Raw genomic sequence first — 19,409 nt, 5'->3', positions numbered from 1 at the left:
GATCAATGCGCTTGACGCTGTGTTCTTTGTGCAGAACGCTCACGCCGTGGACGTCCTGCAAGACCACCTGGTCCGCGCCCGCGCGTCCGGCGGCGTCTTCGCGCGGTCGACCGCCGAACCCCCGTGGGGCCTGCACCTGCCCGGCACGATCCCGCTCACCGTGCACGCGGTCGTCCAGGGCCGGATGTGGCTGTGGTTCGACGACCCGAGCGAGGCGATCGAACTCGCGCCCGGAGACGTGGCGCTCGTCCGCGGCGGTCAGGACCACTTCGCGGCCCACCGGCCCGGTGCGGCCTGCGTGCCGCACGAGGTGTTCCAGGCCCGGCACGCGGACGACGCCCCGGTGCACGGGGCGAGCGTGTTCCTCTGCGGGGCGTACACGCTGTCCGGCGACGTCGGCCGCGGCCTGCTCGAAGCCCTGCCGCCGGTGCTGAGCCTGTCCGCCGCCGCGGACGACCCGCTGCACGCCGTGATCGCCCTGCTGTCCGCCGAGCTGACCGCCCCAGCGCCCGGTAGGCAGACCGTGCTGGACCGGCTCCTGGACGTCCTGCTGGTGCTGGCGATCCGCGCCTGCTTCCAGAACGGCGACCACGCGCCCCGCTGGTACACCGCCGCGGCCGACCCGCGCCTCGGCCCGGCCCTCGGCGCGCTGCACGCCGACGCCGCCCACCCGTGGACCGTGCCGGAACTGGCCGGGATCAGCGGCCTGTCACGGGCCGCGTTCGCGCGGATCTTCCAGCTCGCGCTCGGCCGGTCGCCCATGCGGTACCTGACCGAGTGGCGCATGACGCTCGCCCGCGACCACCTGCGGACCGGTGACCTGACGCTCGCGCAGATCGGCGCCCGCACCGGTTACGCCTCGCCCTACGCCTTCGCGACGGCCTTCCGCCGCCACCACGGCGTCCCGCCCGGCCAGTGGCGGCGGGGCTCGCGCTGAGCGCCGGTCAGCTGGGCACCGAGGCCCAGAACTCCCGGAGCAGGTCCGCGGCCGTGCGCGGGTCCTGCGCCATCCACGCGTGCCCCAGGCCTTCCGGCCGGACGACCCGCGCGCCGGCGGTCTCGGCCGTGCGGCCGGACAGCACGGGGTCGTTGAAGGGATCGGCGGTCGGGATGACGACGAGTCCCGGCGCCCGCCGTGCGGCCGGGAGGTCCGCGCCCCAGTCGGCGTGCAGGTTGGGCACGGAGGACCGGTAGAGGGCGAGGATGCAGGTGTTCATCGTCTCGTCGTTGGCCGCGCCGATCTCCTCGGCGAGAGCGGGCGGGACGGCCAGGTTGCGCAACCGTCCGGGGAAGCTCTTGGGGGAGTCGGGCGGCGCGGCGGTCGCGTCGGCCAACGCCGCCTCACCCTCGCCGGGCGTCTGCCAGGTCCGCGCGGCCGCGTGCCAGACGTAGTCGGGCTGGTAGCAGGAGACGATGTCGGCCGCCCAGCTCCGCAGCGGCACGGACGTCGCGCTCGCGATCCGCAGCGCCAGCAGCGAGCCCCAGTCGTGGCCGACCAGGTCGATCGGCCCGTCGACCTGCCGCAACCGTTGTTCGAGCCACTCGGCGTAGGCGTCCTTGGTGGCGCTGAACCCCTCCGGGGTGGGGCGGCCGAACCCCGGCAGGCCGAGGCTGATCGACCCCGGCACCAGCTCCCGCACGCCGTCCCAGATCCTGCCGGTCTCCGGCACCCCGTGGACGAACACCGCCGTCATGTCCTCACCGATCCCTTCGTCTCGTCATGAGCAAAGTAACTTAACTACTGACTCAACGGCGACTCGGCTGAGAAGAGGTCAGGTGTCACGGCAAATAGCTCATGACGACCCGTACCATGCCGACCATGGCTCCGCCCGACGCCGCGACCCGGCTGCTCGCCTTCGTCAACACGCGTGTCCGCGGCGACGACGGGGCGTGGACCCTCGACACCCCCGCGCTGGCGGGCTGGCTCGGGGACCGCTGTGAGCCGGTCACCGACGCCGACGCCGCCACCGCCGGGGAACTGCGGGCCGCGCTCGTCGCCCTGCTGCTGGCCCACGCGGGCCACGACGACCCCGCCGCGCTCGCCGCGGCCGAGGAGCACCTGCGGCGCTGCGGCAGGTCCTACCCGTTGACGGCCGTGGTCACCGTCGGCGGCGTGGAGCTCGTCCCGGCCCAGGACGGGGTGGCGGGCCGGTTCGGCGGGCTGCTCGCGGCCGTGGACGACCTCGTCCGCCGCGACGCGTGGACGCGGGTGAAGGCCTGCCGGAACCCGCCGTGCGGACTGGGTTTCTACGACCGGACCCGCAACCTCTCGGCGCGCTACTGCGATCCCCGGACCTGCGGGGCACGGGTGGCCGCCCGCGCCTACCGCGACCGCAGGTCGACCGGGTAGAGGGCTTCCTCGGCCCGCTCGGGGCTGCCCTCTGCGAGGCCGCGGTCGATCGCGCGCCGGGACCCGAGCCACAGGCCGACCCCGACGAGGAACACCAGGACCTCCGTCGCGGTCAGCGCCCAGACGATCCCCGCCAAGCCGAACCAGAGGTTGCCCAGCACCACGATCGGCAGGAACAGCAGGCCCTGCGCCACCGACATCACGATCGCCGCCGACGACCGCCCCGCGGCCTGGAACAGCGACGTGAAGAGGCCGGTGAAGCCGTTCACGATCATGGCCACGAGCTGCGCGGTGAGGATCGTGACGCCGATCGCGAGGACCGAGCCGTCGGCCGAGAACGCGCTGAACACCTGCTCGCGGAACAGGAACACGGTCGTCGAGAACACCAGGGCGATGCCGCCGACCGCGAGCGCGGACCCGCGCAGCGCCGCCATGAGCCTGCCCCGGTCGCCCTTGCCGTAGGAGTAGGCGAGCAGCGGCAGCACGCCGAGCGTCACGCCCATCACCAGGAACTCCGGCACCTGCGCGATGCGGACCGCGATGCCCATCGCCGCGAGCGCGCTGTCGCCGTAGGCGGCCGCGAGGTTGTTGAGCGCCAACGAGGTCACGATGATGAAGGACGCCTGGAGCAGTTCGCCGACGCCCACGCCGAAGACCGGCCTCACCACCGCGGGCGAGAGCGTGAACCACCGCGGCGCGAGGCTCACGTGCTCGCTGTGCCGGTGCAGCCAGAGCGCGAAGTAGGCGACGACGCCGAGGTTCGCCAGGCCCATCGCCAGCGCCGCGCCCGCGACGCCCCAGTGCAGCACCAGGATGAACAGGACGTCGAGCACGACGTTCGCGACGGTGGACCCGATGAGGCCCACCATCACCTGGCGCGCGGCGCCTTCCGCCCGCACGAGCTGTTCGAGGCAGAACGCGGCGGCCAGCACGGGGACGAAGGCGAGCATCACGCCGACGTAGGCGGTGGTCGCGGGCACGGCGGTGGCGTCCGCGCCGAGCAGTGCCACGAGCGGGTCCAGCAGGAGCAGCCCGACGCCGCCGAACACGGCCCCGGCGATCGCCGCCCCCCAGACGGCGAACGACGAGACGTGCTTGATCCCGTCCGCCTTCGTCGGGTCGTGCTCGGCCGCGCCGAGCAGCCGGGGGTTGAGTGCGCCGCCGCCGACGCCGAACACGCCGCCGACGGCCATGACCAGGCCGAGGATCGGCGCGCCGAACGTGATGGCGGCGAGCAGCGCGGTGTCGTGCTGCGAGCCGACGAAACCGGCGTTGACCAGGTTGTAGACGGCTCCGACGATCATCGCGGCCGCCATCGGCACGCACAGGTGCACGAGGGCGCGGAGGATCGGCGCGGCCGAGAGGTACCAGCGGTTGGTGCCGACGACGTCGGTCTTCTCTGGAGGTTCGAGCGTGGTGGTCTTCATGGCGGTGGCTCCGTTCGGGCACGGTCGAGCGCGCCGACGGACGGCCGGCGGGGCGACGGGGGAGTGGGTGGGCGGTGCTCCGCCCTGTGGTTAGAACACTAACTGTTCGACTTCTAACTGTCAACGCTCGAACTGACCGGATGGCACGGGTTCGCCTTCCGGTGAGTGGATTTCGGACTGGCCCGACCCGCGTGTCCCAGGTAATGTTCGCTCTACGGATACATGTTCGCTATGCGAACGCCAGAACGGGCAGGCGAACCGAGGAGACCCATGGCCACCATCGCGCCGCTGGCGCAGGCCGTGTCCCAGGTAGTCCACGACGGGGACACGGTCGCCTTCGAAGGTTTCACACACCTCATCCCCTTCGCGGCGGGCCACGAGGTGATCCGGCAGGGCAGGCGCGACCTCACCTTGGTCCGCATGACGCCGGACGTCATCTACGACCAGCTCATCGGCGCGGGCTGCGCCCGCAAGCTCGTCTTCTCCTGGGGCGGCAACCCCGGCGTCGGCTCGCTGCACCGCTTCCGCGACGCCGTCCAGAACGGCTGGCCCGTGCCGCTCGAACTGGAGGAGCACAGCCACGCGGGCATGGCCAACCGGTACGTGGCCGCCGCGTCCGGCCTGCCCTTCGCCGTCCTGCGCGGGTACGTCGGCACGGACCTGCCGAAGCAGACGGACAACATCAAGTCGATCACCTGCCCGTTCACCGGCGAGGTCCTCACCGCCGTGCCCGCGCTCAAGCTCGACTCGGCCGTCATCCACGCCCAGCGCGCGGACCGCAAGGGCAACGTGCAGCTCTGGGGCATCACCGGCGTGCAGAAGGAGGCGGTGCTGGCCGCGACCCGGTCGCTGGTCACCGTCGAGGAGATCGTCGACGAGCTGGAGCCGCGGCCCGGCGCGGTCGTGCTGCCGTCCTGGGTCGTGGACTACGTGGCCGAGGCCCCCGGCGGCGCGCACCCGTCCTACGCGCACGACTACTCGACCCGCGACAACGCCTACTACCAGCGCTGGGACGCCATCAGCAAGGACCGCGAGTCCTTCCGGACCTGGTTGGAGGGCGTCGCGTGAGCGACTACACGGCGGACGAGATGATGACGGTCGCCGCCGCGCGGGCCCTGGCGGACGGCGCGGTCTGCTTCGTCGGCATCGGCCTGCCCAGCACGGCGGCGAACCTGGCCCGCCGCACCCACGCGCCGGACCTCGTGCTGATCTACGAGTCCGGCACCATCGGCTCCAAGCCCGCGACGCTGCCGCTGTCCATCGGGGACGGCGTGCTGGCGGACTCGGCGGACAGCCTCGTGAGCGTCCCGGAGATCTTCAACTACTGGCTCCAGCCCGGCCGCGTCGACGTCGGCTTCCTGGGCGCGGCGCAGCTCGACCGGTTCGCGAACATCAACACCACGGTCATCGGCGACGACTACCGCGACCCGAAGGTCCGCCTGCCCGGCGCGGGTGGCGCACCGGAGATCGCCGCGTCCTGCCGGGAGGTCTTCATGATCGTCCGGCAGAACCCGCGCGCGTTCGTGGAGCGGGTGGACTTCGTGACCTCGCTGGGGTTCGGCGGCGGCAAGGGCGACCGCGAGCGGCTCGGCCTGCGCGGCAAGGGCCCGCAGCTGGTGATCACCGACCTGGGCGTGCTGCGGCCGGACCCGGAGACGTGCGAGCTGACCCTCACCCACCTGCACCCCGGCGTCGACCTGGCCACGGCCAAGGCGAACACCGGCTGGGACCTCAAGGTCTCCGCCGACCTCGGCACCACCGCCGCGCCCACCGAGCAGGAGCTGTCCGCCCTGCGCGACCTCACCGCCTGAAGGAGAGTTCCCCGTGCCCGCCGAGACCAGGCGCCTGCCGCGCTTCCGGCCCGACCACGAGTCGCACCCGCCGGTGTCCTTCCCCGAGTACAAGTCCAACGTCGCCAGGGCGCCGAAGCACCCGCTCGTCCTGCTGCCCCAACGCCTCGGCGAGATCACCGGGCCGCTGCTGGGGGAGGAGCGCGTCGGCCGGTACGACAACGACCTCACCATCCAGCACGCCGAGGAGCCGCAGGGGCAGCGGATCGTGGTCAGCGGCCAGGTGAAGGACGGCGACGGCAGGCCGATCCCGAACACGCTCGTGGAGATCTGGCAGGCCAACGCGGGCGGCCGGTACCGGCACGACCTGGACCGGCACCCGGCCCCGCTGGACCCGAACTTCTCCGGCGTCGGCCGCGCCATGACCGACGCCGACGGGACCTACCGGTTCATCACGATCGCGCCCGGCGCGTACCCGTGGAAGAACCACCACAACGCCTGGCGGCCCGCGCACATCCACTTCTCCGTGTTCGGCACCGCGTTCACCCAGCGGCTGATCACCCAGATGTACTTCCCCGGCGACCCGCTGTTCGACCAGGACCCGATCTTCACCTCAGCCAGGCCCGCCGCGCGGCAGGCGATGGTGGCGGCGTTCGACCTCGACGAGACCGTCCCCGAGTGGGCGCTGGGCTACCGCTGGGACATCGTCCTGCGCGGCACCGACCCGACGCCGTTCGAGGACGAGGAGGACCACGACGATGAGTGACCCGCAAACCACGCCGTCGCAGACCGTGGGCCCGTTCTTCGCGATCGGCCTGCCGTGGGAGGACGGCCCGTTCCTGGTCGCCGAGGGCGCGCCGGACTCCTTCGACGTCGTCGGCAAGGTCGTGGACGGCAACGGCGAGCCGGTGCCGGACGCGCTGATCGAGGTGTGGCAGGCCGACCCGGACGGGCGCTTCGACCACCCCGACGACCCGCGCGGCGCCGTGGCGCTGCCGGGGTTCCGCGGGTTCGGCCGGTGCCCCACCGACGAGAGCGGCCGGTTCCGGTTCCGCACGGTCAAGCCGGGCGCGCTCCCGTCGGCCGACGGCGAGGAGGCGCCGCACCTCAACGTGTCGGTGTTCTGCCGGGGGATGCTGGTCCGGCTGGTGACCCGGATCTACTTCCCCGACGAGCCCGCCAACGCCGAGGACCCGGTCCTCGTCTCGATCGCCGACCCGGCGCGGCGCGGCACGCTGCTCGCGGAGCCGGCCCCGTTCGGCTACCGCTTCGACATCCACCTCCAGGGCGACGATGAAACCGTCTTCTTCGACCTCTGACCTGTTCCGCCCGCTGTTTGGCGACCCGATCGTCGACGCGGAGGTGGGCGACCGGGCGTGGCTGCGGGCCATGCTCGACTTCGAGCGCGCGCTCGCCGTGGTGCAGGCCCGCGCCGGGGTCGTGCCGCACGAGGCCGCGCGGGCGATCGTGGCCGCGGTCGACTCGGCCGTGCCCGACCCGGTGTCGCTGGGCGTCCGCGCGACGGCGTCCGGCAACCCGGTCGTGCCGCTGGTGCGCGACCTCGCCGAGGCGCTGCCCGCGGGGGCGAAGGCGTACGTGCACCACGGGGCCACCAGCCAGGACGTGCTCGACACGGCCGCGTCGCTGGTCGCGTTCCGGGCGCTGCGGCCGATCCTGGACGGGCTCGCGGGGGTCGCGGACGAGTGCGAACGGCTGGCGATCGCCCACCGGGACACGCTGATCGCCGGGCGGACGCTGGCGCAGCAGGCGGTGCCGACGACGTTCGGGCTCAAGTGCGCGGGCTGGCTGGTGGCCGTGGACGAGGTGCGCGACCGGCTCGACGAGGTGCGCGCGACCAGGCTCGCGGTGCAGTTCGGCGGGGCGGCGGGCACGCTGTCCGCGCTCGGCGACGCGGGCGCGGACCTGGTGGACCGGCTCGCCGACGAGCTGGGGCTGGTGGCCCCGGTGCTGCCGTGGCACACCGACCGCACCCGGTTCGCCGAGCTGGCGGGCGCGCTCGGCTCGGCGGCCGGCGTGCTGGCGAAGATCGCGCAGGACGTGGTGCTGCTGGCGCAGACCGAGGTCGGCGAGGTCGCCGAGGCCGACGGCGGCACGTCGTCGGCCATGCCGCACAAGCGGAACCCCGTGCGGGCGGTGCTGGTGGTCGCGTCCGCCCAGCGGGTGCCGGGGCTGGTCGCGACGCTGCTGGCGGCGATGGCGCACGAGCACGAGCGCGCCGCCGGGGCGTGGCACGCCGAGTGGGAGACGACGACCGAGCTGCTCCGGCTGGTCGGCGGCGCGGTCCACGGCACGCGGGAGTTGTTGTCCCGCCTGGAGGTCGACGTCGAGCGGATGCGCCGCAACCTCGACCTGACCGGTGGCCTGCCGCTCGCGGAGAACGTGGCGACGCGGCTCGCGCCCGCGCTCGGCCGGGTCGAGGCGCAGGACCTGGTCGCGGAGGCGTGCCGGGACGCGGTGGCGGGCGGGACGGCGTTGCGGGACGCTCTGATCGCCGACACCAGGGTCGTCGAGCACCTGTCCCCCGAGGAGATCGACGACGCGTTGGACCCGTCGGCGTACCTCGGCAGCGCGGCCGCCTTCGTGGACCGCGCGCTGTCCGCACACCAACGAAAGGCAGAGCGGTGAGACTGCACTACGAACTGAGCGGACCGGAGAATGCCCCCGTGCTCGTGCTGGGCAGCTCGCTCGGCACGACCACCGCCCTCTGGGAGCCGCAGCTGCCCGTGCTGCACGAGTACTTCCGGGTGCTGCGCTTCGACCACCGCGGGCACGGCGGCAGCCCGACCGCCACCGGCCCGTTCACCATCGACGACCTCGGCGACGACGTGCTGGAGCTGGCCGATTCCCTTGGTGTGGAACGGTTCTCCTACTGCGGGCTGTCGCTGGGCGGGATGATCGGCATGTGGCTCGCGGGCCACGCGCCCGAACGGGTGGACCGGCTGGCGCTGTGCTGCACGACCGCGTCCTTCCCGGCGCCGGGACCGTGGCGCGACCGCGCGGCCACCGTCCGCGAGTCCGGCACGGCCGCGATCGCCGACGTGGTCGTCGGCCGGTGGTTCACCCACGCGCTGGCCGAGCGCGAGCCCGAGGTCGTCCAGCGGTTCAAGGACGTGCTGTCCGGCGTCGACGCCGAGAGCTACGCCGGGATCTGCGACGCGCTGGCCGTGATGGACCTGCGGCCCGTGCTGCCCGCGATCCAGGCGTCGACCGTGGTGATCGCCGCCGCCCAGGACGAGGCGACGCCGACGGAGTTCCTGCGGGTGATCGCCGACGCCATCCCGGACGCCGAGCTGTACGTCGTCGGCGACGCCGCCCACCTGGCCAACGTCGAGGCGGCCGACGCCGTGTCGGTGATCCTGCACGGCCACCTGACCACCACCAGAGGGTCCGCCGATGTCCTTCGATGACGGCATGGAGGTGCGCCGCGAGGTGCTCGGCGACGAGCACGTGGACCGAGCGGTCGAGCGGACCGACGAGTTCACGGCGGACTTCCAGGAGCTGATCACCACCTACGCGTGGGGCGAGGTGTGGACGCGACCGGGCCTGGACCGGCGGACCCGGTCGTGCATCACCCTGGCGATGCTCGCCACCCTGCACCACGACGACGAACTGTCCATGCACGTGAAGGCCGCCCTGCGCAACGGGCTGACTCGCGAGGAGATCGGCGAGGTGCTGCTCCAGGTCGCCGTCTACGCGGGCGTGCCCGCCGCGAACCGCGCGTTCGCCGTGGCGCAGCGGACGTTCGCCACCCTGGACGCGTGACCGTGGCCGGGCACTCCTCGGACTTCGTCCAGTCGCTGGAGCGGGGTCTGTCGGTCATCCGGGCGTTCGACGCGGAGCACGCCGAGCTGACGCTGAGCGACGTCGCCCGGAGCACCGGGCTGACCCGCGCCGCCGCACGCCGGTTCCTGCACACGCTCGTCGACCTGGGGTACGTGAGCACCGACGGGCGGCTGTTCGCGCTGCGCCCCAAGGTGCTGGAGCTGGGCTACGCGTACCTGTCCGGGCTGGAGCTGCCCGAGATCGCCTTGCCGCACATGGAGAAGCTCGTCGCGACCGTCCACGAGTCGTCGTCGGTGTCCGTTCTGGACGGTGACGAGGTCGTGTACGTGGCGCGCGTGCCGACCAAGCGGATCATGACGGTGTCGATCACCGTCGGAACGCGCTTTCCCGCCTACGCGACGGCGATGGGGCGGGTGCTGCTGGCGGGGCAGCCGGGGGAGTGGCTCGACGGCTACCTCGCGTCGGTGCGGCTGCTCCCGTTGACCCGCAACACGATCGTCGACGTCGAGGTGCTGCGCGAGGAGTTGCGGGTGATCGGCGAGCGCGGCTGGTCGCTGGTGGACCAGGAGCTGGAGGAGGGGCTGCGGTCGATCGCCGTGCCCGTGCGGCGGGCCGACGGCGCGGTCGTGGCCGCCGTCAACGTCTCCGCGCACGTCGGCCGGGGCGACGCCGCGTCGATCCGCGAGGACCTGTTGCCGCACTTGACCTCCGCCGCGAGGGCCATCGAGGCGGACTTGCGGCGGTAACGCGCTCGTCACGACCGTGACCTAACCGTGAGAGCGCTCCCATTGACCGGGGACCGGATCGCGTGGCACCTTTCGGGCACTTCGAGTCCACGAAAGGTGCCCCATGGACGTGGCTACCGTGAGAGCGCTCCCACCTTCGGGACGCTTACACCGGCTCCAACGCGCGGTGCGGCTTGGCGGGCAGTTCCACCCGGACGGCGTCACCGGGGCGGACCGGGCCGCCGACCAGCACGACGGCCATCACGCCCGCCTTGCGGACCAGGTTGCCCTCGGTGTCCCGGTCCAGCACGGCCTTCATCAACCCCTTGCGGAAGCGGTCCAGCTGGAGGCACGGGTTGCGCAGCCCGGTCACCTCCACGACGGCCTCCCCGCCCAGGTGGAGCCGGGTACCGGTGGGCAGGGCGAGCAGGTCGACGCCCCGCGTGGTGACGTTCTCGCCGACGTCGCCGGGCCGCACCTCGAACCCGGCCGCGCGCAGCTCGTCGTGCAGCTCGCCGTGGACCAGGTGCACCTGGCGCAGGTTCGGCGCGGTGGGATCGCGCTCGACCCGTGACCGGTGCTTGACCGTCACGCCCTGGTGCGCGTCGTCGACCACGCCGAGGCCCGCGAGCAAGCGGATTTCGGCCCGGTTGGGCTTCGTGAACGTGTGCTCCGAGCTGCGGCTCACCGCTTCGACCATCCCCATGGAGGCAACCCTAACCCTGTCCGCCGCAGGCCAGCGGCCGTTTGACGTAGTGGACCGCGCGTCGCCTTTTCGTTACACACCGAGGTATTGACCCCTGGGGTTTCGGCCATGTTAACTGCACCACACCTCTCCCGGAACCGGTTTCGGTACCGGTACCGGGAGCGGGGAAGACGGTAGCGGACCGCATGACGAGGGAGTGCCAGATGCGGGTCACGATCGCCGAGGTCGCCCTCCGCGCCCAGGTGAGCAAGGCGACTGTGTCCCGCGTCCTGAACGGCAAGCCCGATGTGGACGTGACCACCGCGGAGCGCGTCCGGCACGTGATCGACGAGATCGGCTACGTGCCCAGCGCACGCGCGGTCGGCCTCGCACGGGGCCGGGCGCGCACCGTGGGAATGCTGGCCCCGTCGTTGACCTGGCCCTGGATGGGCGAGGTGCTGCAAGGCATAGTCGACACCCTGGAGACCGAGGGCTACGGACTCCTGCTGTACACCGTGAACCGCGGTCCGGACTCGCTCAGCCAGTTCGCCAGCCACGTCTCGGCCAACGCCTTCGACGGGCTGCTGGTGATCGAGCCCCCGGACACCCTCAACTACATCGCCACGCTCTACGCGCAGGGCCTGCCGGTCGTCATGATCGACGACCGCGGCTCGCACCCGCAGTTCCCCTCGGTTGCCACCACCAACCGCGAGGGGGCGCAGGGCGCCGCGCGCCACCTGCTCGCCGCGGGGCGGACCAAGTTCGCCGTCGTCACCGGCCCGATGCAGTTCGGCTGCACCAGGGAGCGGCTCGACGGCTTCCGGGACGCGCTGGCGGCGGTGGGCCTGTCCGTGGACCCCCGTCTCGTGGTCGATGGTGACTTCACCACCGACGGCGGTACGGTGGCCGTCGAGAAGCTGTTGTCGACCGGGATCCCGTTCGACGGCGTCTTCGCGCACAACGACCTCTCCGCGATGGGTGTCCTGCGTGCACTGCGCAAGGCGGGCCGAGACGTGCCCGGTGACGTGTCCGTCGTCGGTTTCGACGACGTGCCGATCGCCTCGCACGCCGAGCCGTCGCTCACCACCGTCCGGCAGCCGCTCCAGGAGATGGGCGTGGCGGCCGCTCGGATGCTGCTCTCCCACTTCGGCGGCGAACCGCTGCCGGAGAAACCACTCGTGCTGCCGACCTCGCTCGTGGTCCGACAGTCAGCTCCACAGATCTAAGCGCACACCCTGTTTTCCGCCGTGCCCGCTGCTTATGGTGGGCCACCCGTTTCACCTTCCTGAGAGCGCTCTCTCATAACCCGCCGGGAGAATTCCATGCAAGGCATACGCCGCAGGACCGCACTCGCGCTGGCAGGCACCATCGCCGTCGCGCTCGTGGCCGCTGCGTGTTCATCGGGTGGTGCCACCAAGTCCGCCGCCAGCGGCGTGCTCACGGTGGGCATGCCGAACGGGCCGCAGACGAACAACAGCAACCCGTTCCTCGCCACGTCGGCGGGCGCGTCGCTCGGGTACCGCTTCATGATCTACGAGCCCCTCGTGCAGACCAACCCGATCGCGCCCTCCGAGAAGGGGACGCCGTGGTTGGCGGAGAAGTGGGAGTGGGCGGACAACTACCAGAAGCTCACGATCACCACCCGCAAGGACGTCAAGTGGAGCGACGACAAGCCCTTCACGGCCGCTGACGTCGCCTTCACGTTCGGCCTGCTCAAGGACAAGTCCGCTCTCAACACCAACGGCCTCCCGATCGCGGGCGCGACCAAGGTGAGCGACACGTCCGCCGAGATCACCTTCAGCAAGCCGCAGTTCGTGAACGAGAACAAGATCCTCAACTCGTTCATCGTGCCCGAGCACATCTGGAAGGACGTGCCGGACCCGACGACCTTCACCAACGAGACGCCCGTCGGCACCGGCCCGTACTCGCTGAAGACCTTCACGCCGCAGACGGTCACGCTGTCCGTGCGGTCGAGCTACTGGCAGGAACTCCCCAAGGTCCCGGAGATCCAGTACACCTCGTACAACGACAACAGCGCGCAGACGACCGCCCTCGCGAGCGGTGCGGCGCAGTGGTCCTACGTGTTCATGCCGAACTTCGAGACCCTGTACGTCAACAAGGACCCGAAGAACCACAAGATCTGGATGCCCGCCGGTCTCGGCATCCACGCCCTGTGGCTGAACACCGCGAAGGCCCCGTTCAACAACGTTGCCGTCCGCAAGGCGCTGAACATGGTGATCGACCGCGAGGTCATCTTCCAGCAGGGCCACTCGAAGCTGTTCCCGAAGGTCGACAACGTCACGGGCATCCCCAGCCCGGCCGGTGACCCCTTCCTGTCCGCCGACTACAAGGGCAAAACCGCCAAGGTCGACGTCGAAGGCGCCAAGAAGGTCCTCACCGAGGCCGGTTACAAGCTCGACGGCGACACGCTGAAGGACCCGTCCGGCGCGCCGGTCACCTTCGCGCTGACCGACCCCGCGGGCTGGTCGGACTACCTGACCGACCTCGACATCATCAAGAACGCGGTCAAGGCCCTCGGCATCACCGCCGAGGTCAAGACGCAGACGGTCGACCAGTGGACGACCGACTTCAACTCCGGCGCGTTCGACGCCACGATGCACTGGACCAACAGCGGCGCGACGCCGTTCGAGACGTACCAGAACATCATGGACGCCTCGGCCAGCAAGCCGATCGGCGAGCCCGCGGCCTCCGCGCAGGGCCGTTTCAACGACCCGGCCGCGACCTCCGCGCTCACCGCCTACGCGTCCGCCCCGGACGACGCCGCCCGCAAGACGAACCTGGACCTGCTCCAGAAGATCTTCGTCGAGCAGGTCCCGGCCATCCCGCTGGTCTCCTCGCCGGTCGGCGCGGAGTACAGCACGAAGTCCTGGATCGGCTGGCCCACCGCCGAGGACCCGTACGCGCCGCCGCAGCCGACGCAGACCAACGCGTTGCAGGTGGTTCTCCGCTTGAAGCCGGCCACCGCGTGACCGGCGAGGTCGTGCTGGCGGCACGTGGTGTCACCAAGCACTTCCCGGTCGCTCGCAAGGGCCGTCAAGTGCTCACCCGCCAGCCACGCGCGGTACACGCGGTGGACGACGTCTCGTTCGACCTGCGCAGAGGACACGTGACCGCGCTGGTCGGGGAGTCGGGCTCGGGAAAATCCACCGTGGCCAGGCTGCTCGCGCAGCTGTACCCGCTGACCTCGGGCGATATCGTTTTGAACGACGTGCCCACGAAGGTGAAGCGGGGGAAGTCGTTCCGGGCTTACTGCAAGCAGGTCCAGATGATCTTCCAGGACCCGTTCGCGTCGCTGAACCCGGTGCACACCATCCGCTACCACCTCACGAGGGCACTTCGGGTGCACCACGGGCGGGTCAAGGGAGAAGAGCTGGAGAAGGGGTTGGCCTCGCTCCTCGAGCGGGTCAACCTCACCCCTCCGGAGCGCTTCCTGGACAAGTACCCGCACGAGTTGTCGGGCGGCCAGCGCCAGCGCGTGGCCATCGCGCGGGCGCTGGGCGCCGACCCGACCGTCCTGCTGGCCGACGAACCGGTGTCGATGCTCGACGTGTCGATCCGGCTCGGCGTGCTGAACCTGCTGCGGGACCTCAAGGAGCGGCTGCACCTGGCCATCCTGTACATCACCCACGACATCGCGTCGGCGCGCTACTTCGCCGACACGACGATGGTGATGTACGCGGGCCAGGTGATCGAGGGCGGTGACAGCGAGACCGTCACGCAGGAGCCCGCTCACCCGTACACGCAGCTGCTGATCAGGTCCGCTCCCGACCCGGAGCGGGCGCACAACGGGGTGCCGACGGTGACGACGGCCCCCGGTGAGCCGCCCAGCCTGATCAGCCCCCCGCCGGGGTGCCGCTTCGCGCCCCGGTGTCCCTACGCCGCGGAGAAGTGCCGCACCGCGACCCCGCCGAAGTTCGACCTCGGCGCGTCGCACTACGCGGCTTGTTGGCTGTACGACTCGGAGACCTCGGACGAGCACCCGCGTCGTGACTCAGTGGAGGTAGGGGCATGAGGTTCCTGCTCCGGCGGGCGTTGTTCTACCTGGTCACGGCCTGGGCCGCGATCACGATCAACTTCATGCTGCCGCGCTTCCTGCCCGGTGACCCCGTGCAGGCGATGATCGCCCGGTTCCAGGGCCGGTTGAGCACGGACGCCATCGCGTCGCTGTACGTCCTCTTCGGACTGGACACGAAGACGAGCATGTTCGAGCAGTACATCACGTACTGGGGCAACCTGTTCAAGGGCGACCTTGGCCTGTCGTTCACCTACTTCCCGACCCCCGTGTCGGAGGTGATCGCGCAGAGCATCCCGTGGACGCTCGCGCTGATGGGCGTCACCACGGTCATCAGCTTCGTGCTGGGCACCATGATCGGCGTCTACGCCGGCTGGAAGCGCGGCTCGTGGATCGACGCGCTGCTGCCGATCACCACGTTCTTCTCGGCCATCCCGTACTTCTGGCTCGGCCTCATCGCCATCTCCGTGTTCGCCGTCGGCTGGGGCCTGTTCCCGGCCGCGGGCGGCTACGAGCCCGGCCTGATCCCGAGCTTCGACTGGGAGTTCATCGGCAGCGCGCTGTACTACTCGGTGCTGCCCGCGCTGACCGTGCTCATCAGCTCGATCGCCGGCTGGATCCTGGGCATGCGCAACATGATGGTGACGGTGTCCTCCGAGGACTACGTGACCGTCGCGCACGCCAAGGGCCTGCCCGAGCGGCGGGTGATGCTCGGCTACGCCGCGCGCAACGCGGTGCTGCCCAGCATCTCCGGTTTCGCGCTGTCGCTCGGGTTCATCGTCGGCGGCACGCTGCTGGTGGAGATGGTGTTCTCCTACCCCGGCATCGGCTACGTCCTGTTCACCGGCGTCAACGCCAAGGACTACCCGTTGATGCAGGGCATCTTCCTCATCATCACGATGGCGGTGCTGGTGGCGAACCTGCTCGCCGACGTCGTGTACCTGATGCTCGACCCGCGCACCCGAAAGGCGGCCTGAGCATGAAGTCTGCCTTGAACGGCAAGACGATCGCCGGTCTGTCCATCATGGGCTTCTTCGTCCTGGTCGCGATCGTGGGCTCGTGGATCGCGCCCTACGACCCGTCCGCGATGAGCAGCGACATCATGACGGAGCCGTCCAGCACGCACTGGTTCGGCACCACGCAGACCGGTCAGGACATCTTCTCCCAGGTGCTCGTCGGCGCCAGGGGCGTGCTGGTCGTCGGTCTCGTGGCGGGTGCCATCGCCACGGCGCTGTCGGTGCTGATCGGCGTGACGGCGGGGTTCCTCGGCGGTGTGGCCGACGAGATCCTCTCCGCGCTGAGCAACATCTTCCTGGTCGTCCCGGCGCTGCCGCTGATCATCATCGTGACCTCGTTCCTGCCGGACGCGGGTGACTTCCTGATCGCGTTCGTGATCAGCGCGACCGGCTGGGCGTGGGGCGCCCGCATCCTGCGCGCCCAGACGTTGTCGTTGCGCCAGCGCGACTACGTCGAGGCGGCGCGGGCCACGGGTGAGCGCACGTGGCGGCTCATCGTGTTCGAGGTCATGCCGAACCTGACGGCGATCATCGCGTCCAGCTTCGTCGGCACGGTCATCTTCGCGGTGCTGTCGGTGATCACGCTGTCCTTCATCGGCGTCGCGAGCGTGTCCAACTGGAACTGGGGCACGATCCTGTTCTGGGCGCAGAACGCGCAGGCGCTGGCGCAGGGCGCGTGGTGGTGGTTCATCCCCGCCGGTCTCTGCATCGCGCTGCTGGGCACCGCCCTCTCGCTGATCAACTTCGGGATCGACGAGTACGTGAACCCCCGGCTGCGGACCACCGCCGGTGGCAGCAAGGTCAAGATGCGCGTCGGTTTCACGCCCGTGCTGAGGCAGGAAGGCGGGCGGTCGTGACCCCCGTGTTGGAGATCCGCGACCTGTCGGTCGACTACGGGCAGGGCAAGGGCGCCGTGCACGCGGTCAGCTCGGTGAACTTGACGCTCAACCGCGGCGAGGTCCTGGGCCTCGCGGGGGAGAGCGGCAGCGGCAAGTCCACGCTGGCCTACGCGATGACCCGGCTGCTCCCGCCGCCGGGACTCATCACCGGCGGCGAGGTGCTGCACCACGGCCGCGACAAGCCGGAGCCCGTGGACGTGCTCGGCCTGACGCCGAAGCAGCTCCGGTCGTTCCGCTGGAACGACATCGCCATCGTGTTCCAGGGCGCCATGAACTCGCTCAACCCCGTCTCGACGGTCTCGTCGCAGCTGGAGGACATCTACCGGGCGCACCGCCCGGAGATGTCGCGGGCGCAGCGCAACAAGCGCAGCACGGAACTCCTGCGGCTGGTCGGCATCTCCGCCGACCGGCTCGGCGCGTACCCGCACCAGCTCTCCGGCGGCATGCGTCAGCGCGTGATGATCGCGATGGCGCTGGCGCTGGACCCCGAGATCATCATCATGGACGAGCCGACCACCGCGCTGGACGTGGTGATGCAGCGGCAGATCCTCGAGCAGATGATGCGGCTGCGCGAGGAGCTCGGCTTCTCCGTCCTGTTCATCACCCACGACATCTCGCTGCTCGTGGAGTTCTCCGACCGGATCGCGATCATGTACGCGGGCCGGATCGTCGAGCAGGCGGCCTCGGAGGACATGTACCGCGCCTCCAGCCACCCCTACAGCAAGGGCCTGCTGGGCTCGTTCCCCGCGCTGCACGGTCCCCGCCGTCCGCTGACCGGCATCCCCGGTTCGCCGCCGGACATGAGGACGGTGCCGTCCGGTTGTCCCTTCCACCCGCGGTGCCCCAGTGCTTTCGACGTGTGCGAGCGGGAGATCCCGGTCCTCGAAAAGCTCGCGGGCACCAACGGCGACAGCAGCCGCAGCGTCGCCTGCTGGCTGAACACCCCTTCCCTATCGGGACATCCTGGAGTTGGAGCGACATGACGATCGTCGGGCAACGTGCCACCGAAGCGACCGCCGAACTGCCGGCGAACTTCCTCTGGGGAGTGGCCACCTCTGCCTACCAGATCGAGGGCGCCGTCGCCGAGGACGGCCGCACACCGTCCATCTGGGACACCTTCTGCCGCGTGCCGGGAGCCGTGATCCGGCAGGAGAACGGCGACGTCGCCTGCGACCACTACCACCGCATGCCGCAGGACGTGGAGCTGATCGCCGGTCTCGGCGTCGACTCCTACCGCTTCTCCATCTCCTGGCCCCGCGTCCAGCCCGGCGGCCGCGGCCCGGTGAACCAGAAGGGCCTGGACTTCTACTCCAGGCTCGTCGACGAACTCCTCGGCAAGGGCATCAAGCCCTGGGTGACCCTGTACCACTGGGACCTCCCGCAGGAGCTCGAGGACGCGGGCGGCTGGCCGGAACGCGACACCGCGTACCGCTTCGCCGAGTACGCGGAGCTGGTGCACGCGGGCCTGGGCGACCGCGTGAAGACGTGGACCACCCTGAACGAGCCGTGGTGCTCCGCCATGCTCGGCTACGACCAGGGCAAGCACGCGCCGGGCATCCAGAACTTCTCGGCGTCGATGCGCGCCGTCCACCACCTGCTGCTGGGCCACGGCCTCGCGGGCCAGGCGTTGCGGGCGGCCGCCACCGAGCCGATCGAGCTGGGCATCACCCTCAACATGGGCACCGCCTCGCCCGCGTCCGACCGCCCCGAGGACGTCGACGCGGCCCGCCGCGCGGACGGCCTCGGCACCCGCATCTACCTCGACCCGCTGGTGAAGGGCCACTACCCCGAAGACGTGGTGGCGGACCTCGAAGCCCGAGGTGCCCTGCTCCCCGTCGAACCGGGCGACCTCGAAATCATCTCCACCCCTCTCGACGTGCTGGGCGTGAACTACTACTCCTCCCACGTCTTCCAGGGCGGCGACCAGCCCCACGAGCCCATCGCGGTCTCCCAGAACCGCCCCGTGACGGCCATGGACTGGGAAATCGTCCCCGAGGGCTTCACCCAGCTCCTGGTCCGCATCTCGAAGGACTACCCCGGCCTCCCGATGGTGATCACGGAGAACGGCGCGGCCTTCGACGACGAGGCGGACGACAACGGCAAGGTCGAGGACGCGGACCGCCTCGCCTACATCAGCGACCACATCGCGGCGGTCGGCAGCGCCGTGGCACAGGGCGCGGACGTCCGCGGCTACTTCGCCTGGTCGCTCATGGACAACTTCGAGTGGGCCTACGGCTACGACAAGCGGTTCGGCATCGTGCGAGTCGACTACGACACGCAGGAACGCACCCTGAAGCGCTCGGCCGAGTGGTACCGCGACACCATCAAGAGCACCAAGGAAAAGTAAGACGCAGAACCAAAACCGCCCGGTGGACCACGGTCCACCGGGCGGTTTTTGGCAACCACAAAAAGACGGATATAAAAAGATAAAAAGACAAAAAGATAATTGGAAAGACACAAAGACCCACGACGAAACCCGAAGCCACCTGATGACCCACCACGGGACAGGAGGCGAAGCCAGTGAGCACCCACGGGACAGAGGACAAAGCTGGTGACCACGCCGGGACTGACGGTCACTGGTGACCAGGCTGGGACTGGCAGGCGCGGGCCACGGAACGTGGCCGATTTGACATGGGGATTTCGGCCTTAAAATTGTGGTCGGGCGGGACTCTCTTTGGAC

Annotated in this window: 20 protein-coding genes; 17 read left to right on the top strand and 3 right to left on the bottom strand. The window is 70.5% G+C overall.

What is annotated here, in order from left to right:
• Positions 1 to 46 precede the first annotated feature (46 nt).
• Positions 47 to 937, top strand: a complete 891-nt coding sequence (locus tag ACFWW9_RS03695; protein WP_390371011.1) for an AraC family transcriptional regulator — start codon at positions 47 to 49, stop codon at positions 935 to 937.
• A 7-nt stretch (positions 938 to 944) separates the two neighbouring features.
• On the opposite strand, the gene ACFWW9_RS03690 is transcribed toward ACFWW9_RS03695, so the two are convergent.
• On the bottom strand, positions 945 to 1,694 hold the full coding sequence (locus ACFWW9_RS03690) for an alpha/beta fold hydrolase (protein ID WP_390371009.1): 750 nt from the start codon (positions 1,692 to 1,694) through the stop codon (positions 945 to 947).
• A 125-nt stretch (positions 1,695 to 1,819) separates the two neighbouring features.
• Between ACFWW9_RS03690 and ACFWW9_RS03685 the strand changes: the two genes are divergently transcribed.
• Positions 1,820 to 2,350: a CGNR zinc finger domain-containing protein gene (locus tag ACFWW9_RS03685; RefSeq protein WP_390371007.1), complete on the top strand. Its 531-nt coding sequence runs from the start codon at positions 1,820 to 1,822 to the stop codon at positions 2,348 to 2,350.
• Here ACFWW9_RS03685 and ACFWW9_RS03680 read toward each other — a convergent pair.
• Positions 2,323 to 3,777, bottom strand: coding sequence for an MATE family efflux transporter (locus tag ACFWW9_RS03680; RefSeq protein ID WP_390371005.1), 1,455 nt, complete (start codon positions 3,775 to 3,777; stop codon positions 2,323 to 2,325). The genes ACFWW9_RS03685 and ACFWW9_RS03680 overlap by 28 nt on opposite strands.
• 270 nt (positions 3,778 to 4,047) lie before the next feature.
• On the opposite strand from ACFWW9_RS03680, the gene ACFWW9_RS03675 reads away from it, so the two are divergent.
• Genes ACFWW9_RS03675 through ACFWW9_RS03640 form a run of 8 tightly spaced genes read left to right on the top strand, consistent with a single transcriptional unit; the run spans position 4,048 to position 10,117 of the window.
• The gene (locus tag ACFWW9_RS03675; RefSeq protein WP_390371003.1) at positions 4,048 to 4,845 is read left to right on the top strand and encodes a CoA transferase subunit A; all 798 of its coding nucleotides are present in this window, start codon (positions 4,048 to 4,050) and stop codon (positions 4,843 to 4,845) included.
• Entirely contained in the window at positions 4,842 to 5,588 is a 747-nt protein-coding gene (locus tag ACFWW9_RS03670) for a CoA-transferase subunit beta (RefSeq protein ID WP_390371001.1), read from the top strand. Before ACFWW9_RS03675 ends, ACFWW9_RS03670 begins: the two co-directional genes overlap by 4 nt.
• Before the next feature lie 13 nt (positions 5,589 to 5,601).
• Complete coding sequence (gene pcaH, locus ACFWW9_RS03665) at positions 5,602 to 6,333, top strand: protocatechuate 3,4-dioxygenase subunit beta (RefSeq protein ID WP_390370999.1); 732 nt, start codon at positions 5,602 to 5,604, stop codon at positions 6,331 to 6,333.
• Positions 6,326 to 6,886, top strand: coding sequence for a protocatechuate 3,4-dioxygenase subunit alpha (pcaG, locus tag ACFWW9_RS03660; RefSeq protein WP_390370998.1), 561 nt, complete (start codon positions 6,326 to 6,328; stop codon positions 6,884 to 6,886). The genes pcaH and pcaG overlap by 8 nt, the downstream gene beginning before the upstream one ends.
• The gene (pcaB, locus tag ACFWW9_RS03655) at positions 6,861 to 8,213 is read left to right on the top strand and encodes a 3-carboxy-cis,cis-muconate cycloisomerase (RefSeq protein ID WP_390370996.1); all 1,353 of its coding nucleotides are present in this window, start codon (positions 6,861 to 6,863) and stop codon (positions 8,211 to 8,213) included. Before pcaG ends, pcaB begins: the two co-directional genes overlap by 26 nt.
• Positions 8,210 to 8,995, top strand: a complete 786-nt coding sequence (pcaD, locus tag ACFWW9_RS03650; protein ID WP_390370994.1) for a 3-oxoadipate enol-lactonase — start codon at positions 8,210 to 8,212, stop codon at positions 8,993 to 8,995. The genes pcaB and pcaD overlap by 4 nt, the downstream gene beginning before the upstream one ends.
• Positions 8,982 to 9,350: a 4-carboxymuconolactone decarboxylase gene (gene pcaC, locus ACFWW9_RS03645; protein ID WP_390370992.1), complete on the top strand. Its 369-nt coding sequence runs from the start codon at positions 8,982 to 8,984 to the stop codon at positions 9,348 to 9,350. Before pcaD ends, pcaC begins: the two co-directional genes overlap by 14 nt.
• A gap of 2 nt (positions 9,351 to 9,352) precedes the next feature.
• Positions 9,353 to 10,117: an IclR family transcriptional regulator C-terminal domain-containing protein gene (locus ACFWW9_RS03640; RefSeq protein ID WP_390371218.1), complete on the top strand. Its 765-nt coding sequence runs from the start codon at positions 9,353 to 9,355 to the stop codon at positions 10,115 to 10,117.
• A gap of 145 nt (positions 10,118 to 10,262) precedes the next feature.
• On the opposite strand, the gene ACFWW9_RS03635 is transcribed toward ACFWW9_RS03640, so the two are convergent.
• Positions 10,263 to 10,802: an MOSC domain-containing protein gene (locus ACFWW9_RS03635; protein ID WP_390370990.1), complete on the bottom strand. Its 540-nt coding sequence runs from the start codon at positions 10,800 to 10,802 to the stop codon at positions 10,263 to 10,265.
• Positions 10,803 to 11,005: 203 nt separating this feature from the next.
• Between ACFWW9_RS03635 and ACFWW9_RS03630 the strand changes: the two genes are divergently transcribed.
• The 7 genes from ACFWW9_RS03630 (at position 11,006) to ACFWW9_RS03600 (ending at position 19,076) form a co-directional block, all read left to right on the top strand.
• Entirely contained in the window at positions 11,006 to 12,007 is a 1,002-nt protein-coding gene (locus tag ACFWW9_RS03630) for a LacI family DNA-binding transcriptional regulator (protein ID WP_390370989.1), read from the top strand.
• Positions 12,008 to 12,103: 96 nt separating this feature from the next.
• Positions 12,104 to 13,771, top strand: a complete 1,668-nt coding sequence (locus tag ACFWW9_RS03625) for an ABC transporter substrate-binding protein (protein ID WP_390370987.1) — start codon at positions 12,104 to 12,106, stop codon at positions 13,769 to 13,771.
• A complete protein-coding gene (locus ACFWW9_RS03620; protein ID WP_390370986.1) occupies positions 13,768 to 14,814 on the top strand; it encodes an ABC transporter ATP-binding protein in 1,047 nt (348 codons plus the stop codon). The genes ACFWW9_RS03625 and ACFWW9_RS03620 overlap by 4 nt, the downstream gene beginning before the upstream one ends.
• Positions 14,811 to 15,791, top strand: coding sequence for an ABC transporter permease (locus tag ACFWW9_RS03615; protein WP_390370984.1), 981 nt, complete (start codon positions 14,811 to 14,813; stop codon positions 15,789 to 15,791). Before ACFWW9_RS03620 ends, ACFWW9_RS03615 begins: the two co-directional genes overlap by 4 nt.
• A 2-nt stretch (positions 15,792 to 15,793) precedes the next feature.
• On the top strand, positions 15,794 to 16,687 hold the full coding sequence (locus tag ACFWW9_RS03610) for an ABC transporter permease (protein WP_390370983.1): 894 nt from the start codon (positions 15,794 to 15,796) through the stop codon (positions 16,685 to 16,687).
• Positions 16,684 to 17,712 (top strand): ABC transporter ATP-binding protein, encoded by a 1,029-nt coding sequence (locus ACFWW9_RS03605; RefSeq protein ID WP_390370981.1) that lies wholly within the window; start codon positions 16,684 to 16,686, stop codon positions 17,710 to 17,712. The genes ACFWW9_RS03610 and ACFWW9_RS03605 overlap by 4 nt, the downstream gene beginning before the upstream one ends.
• Positions 17,709 to 19,076 carry a GH1 family beta-glucosidase gene (locus ACFWW9_RS03600; protein ID WP_390370980.1) on the top strand — a complete coding sequence of 456 codons (1,368 nt, stop codon included), beginning with the start codon at positions 17,709 to 17,711 and terminating at the stop codon, positions 19,074 to 19,076. The genes ACFWW9_RS03605 and ACFWW9_RS03600 overlap by 4 nt, the downstream gene beginning before the upstream one ends.
• Positions 19,077 to 19,409: the final 333 nt, after the last annotated feature.

Source organism: Umezawaea sp. NPDC059074 (assembly GCF_042738955.1).
Lineage (GTDB): Bacteria > Actinomycetota > Actinomycetes > Mycobacteriales > Pseudonocardiaceae > Umezawaea.
This window is presented reverse-complemented; position numbering and strand designations above follow the sequence as displayed.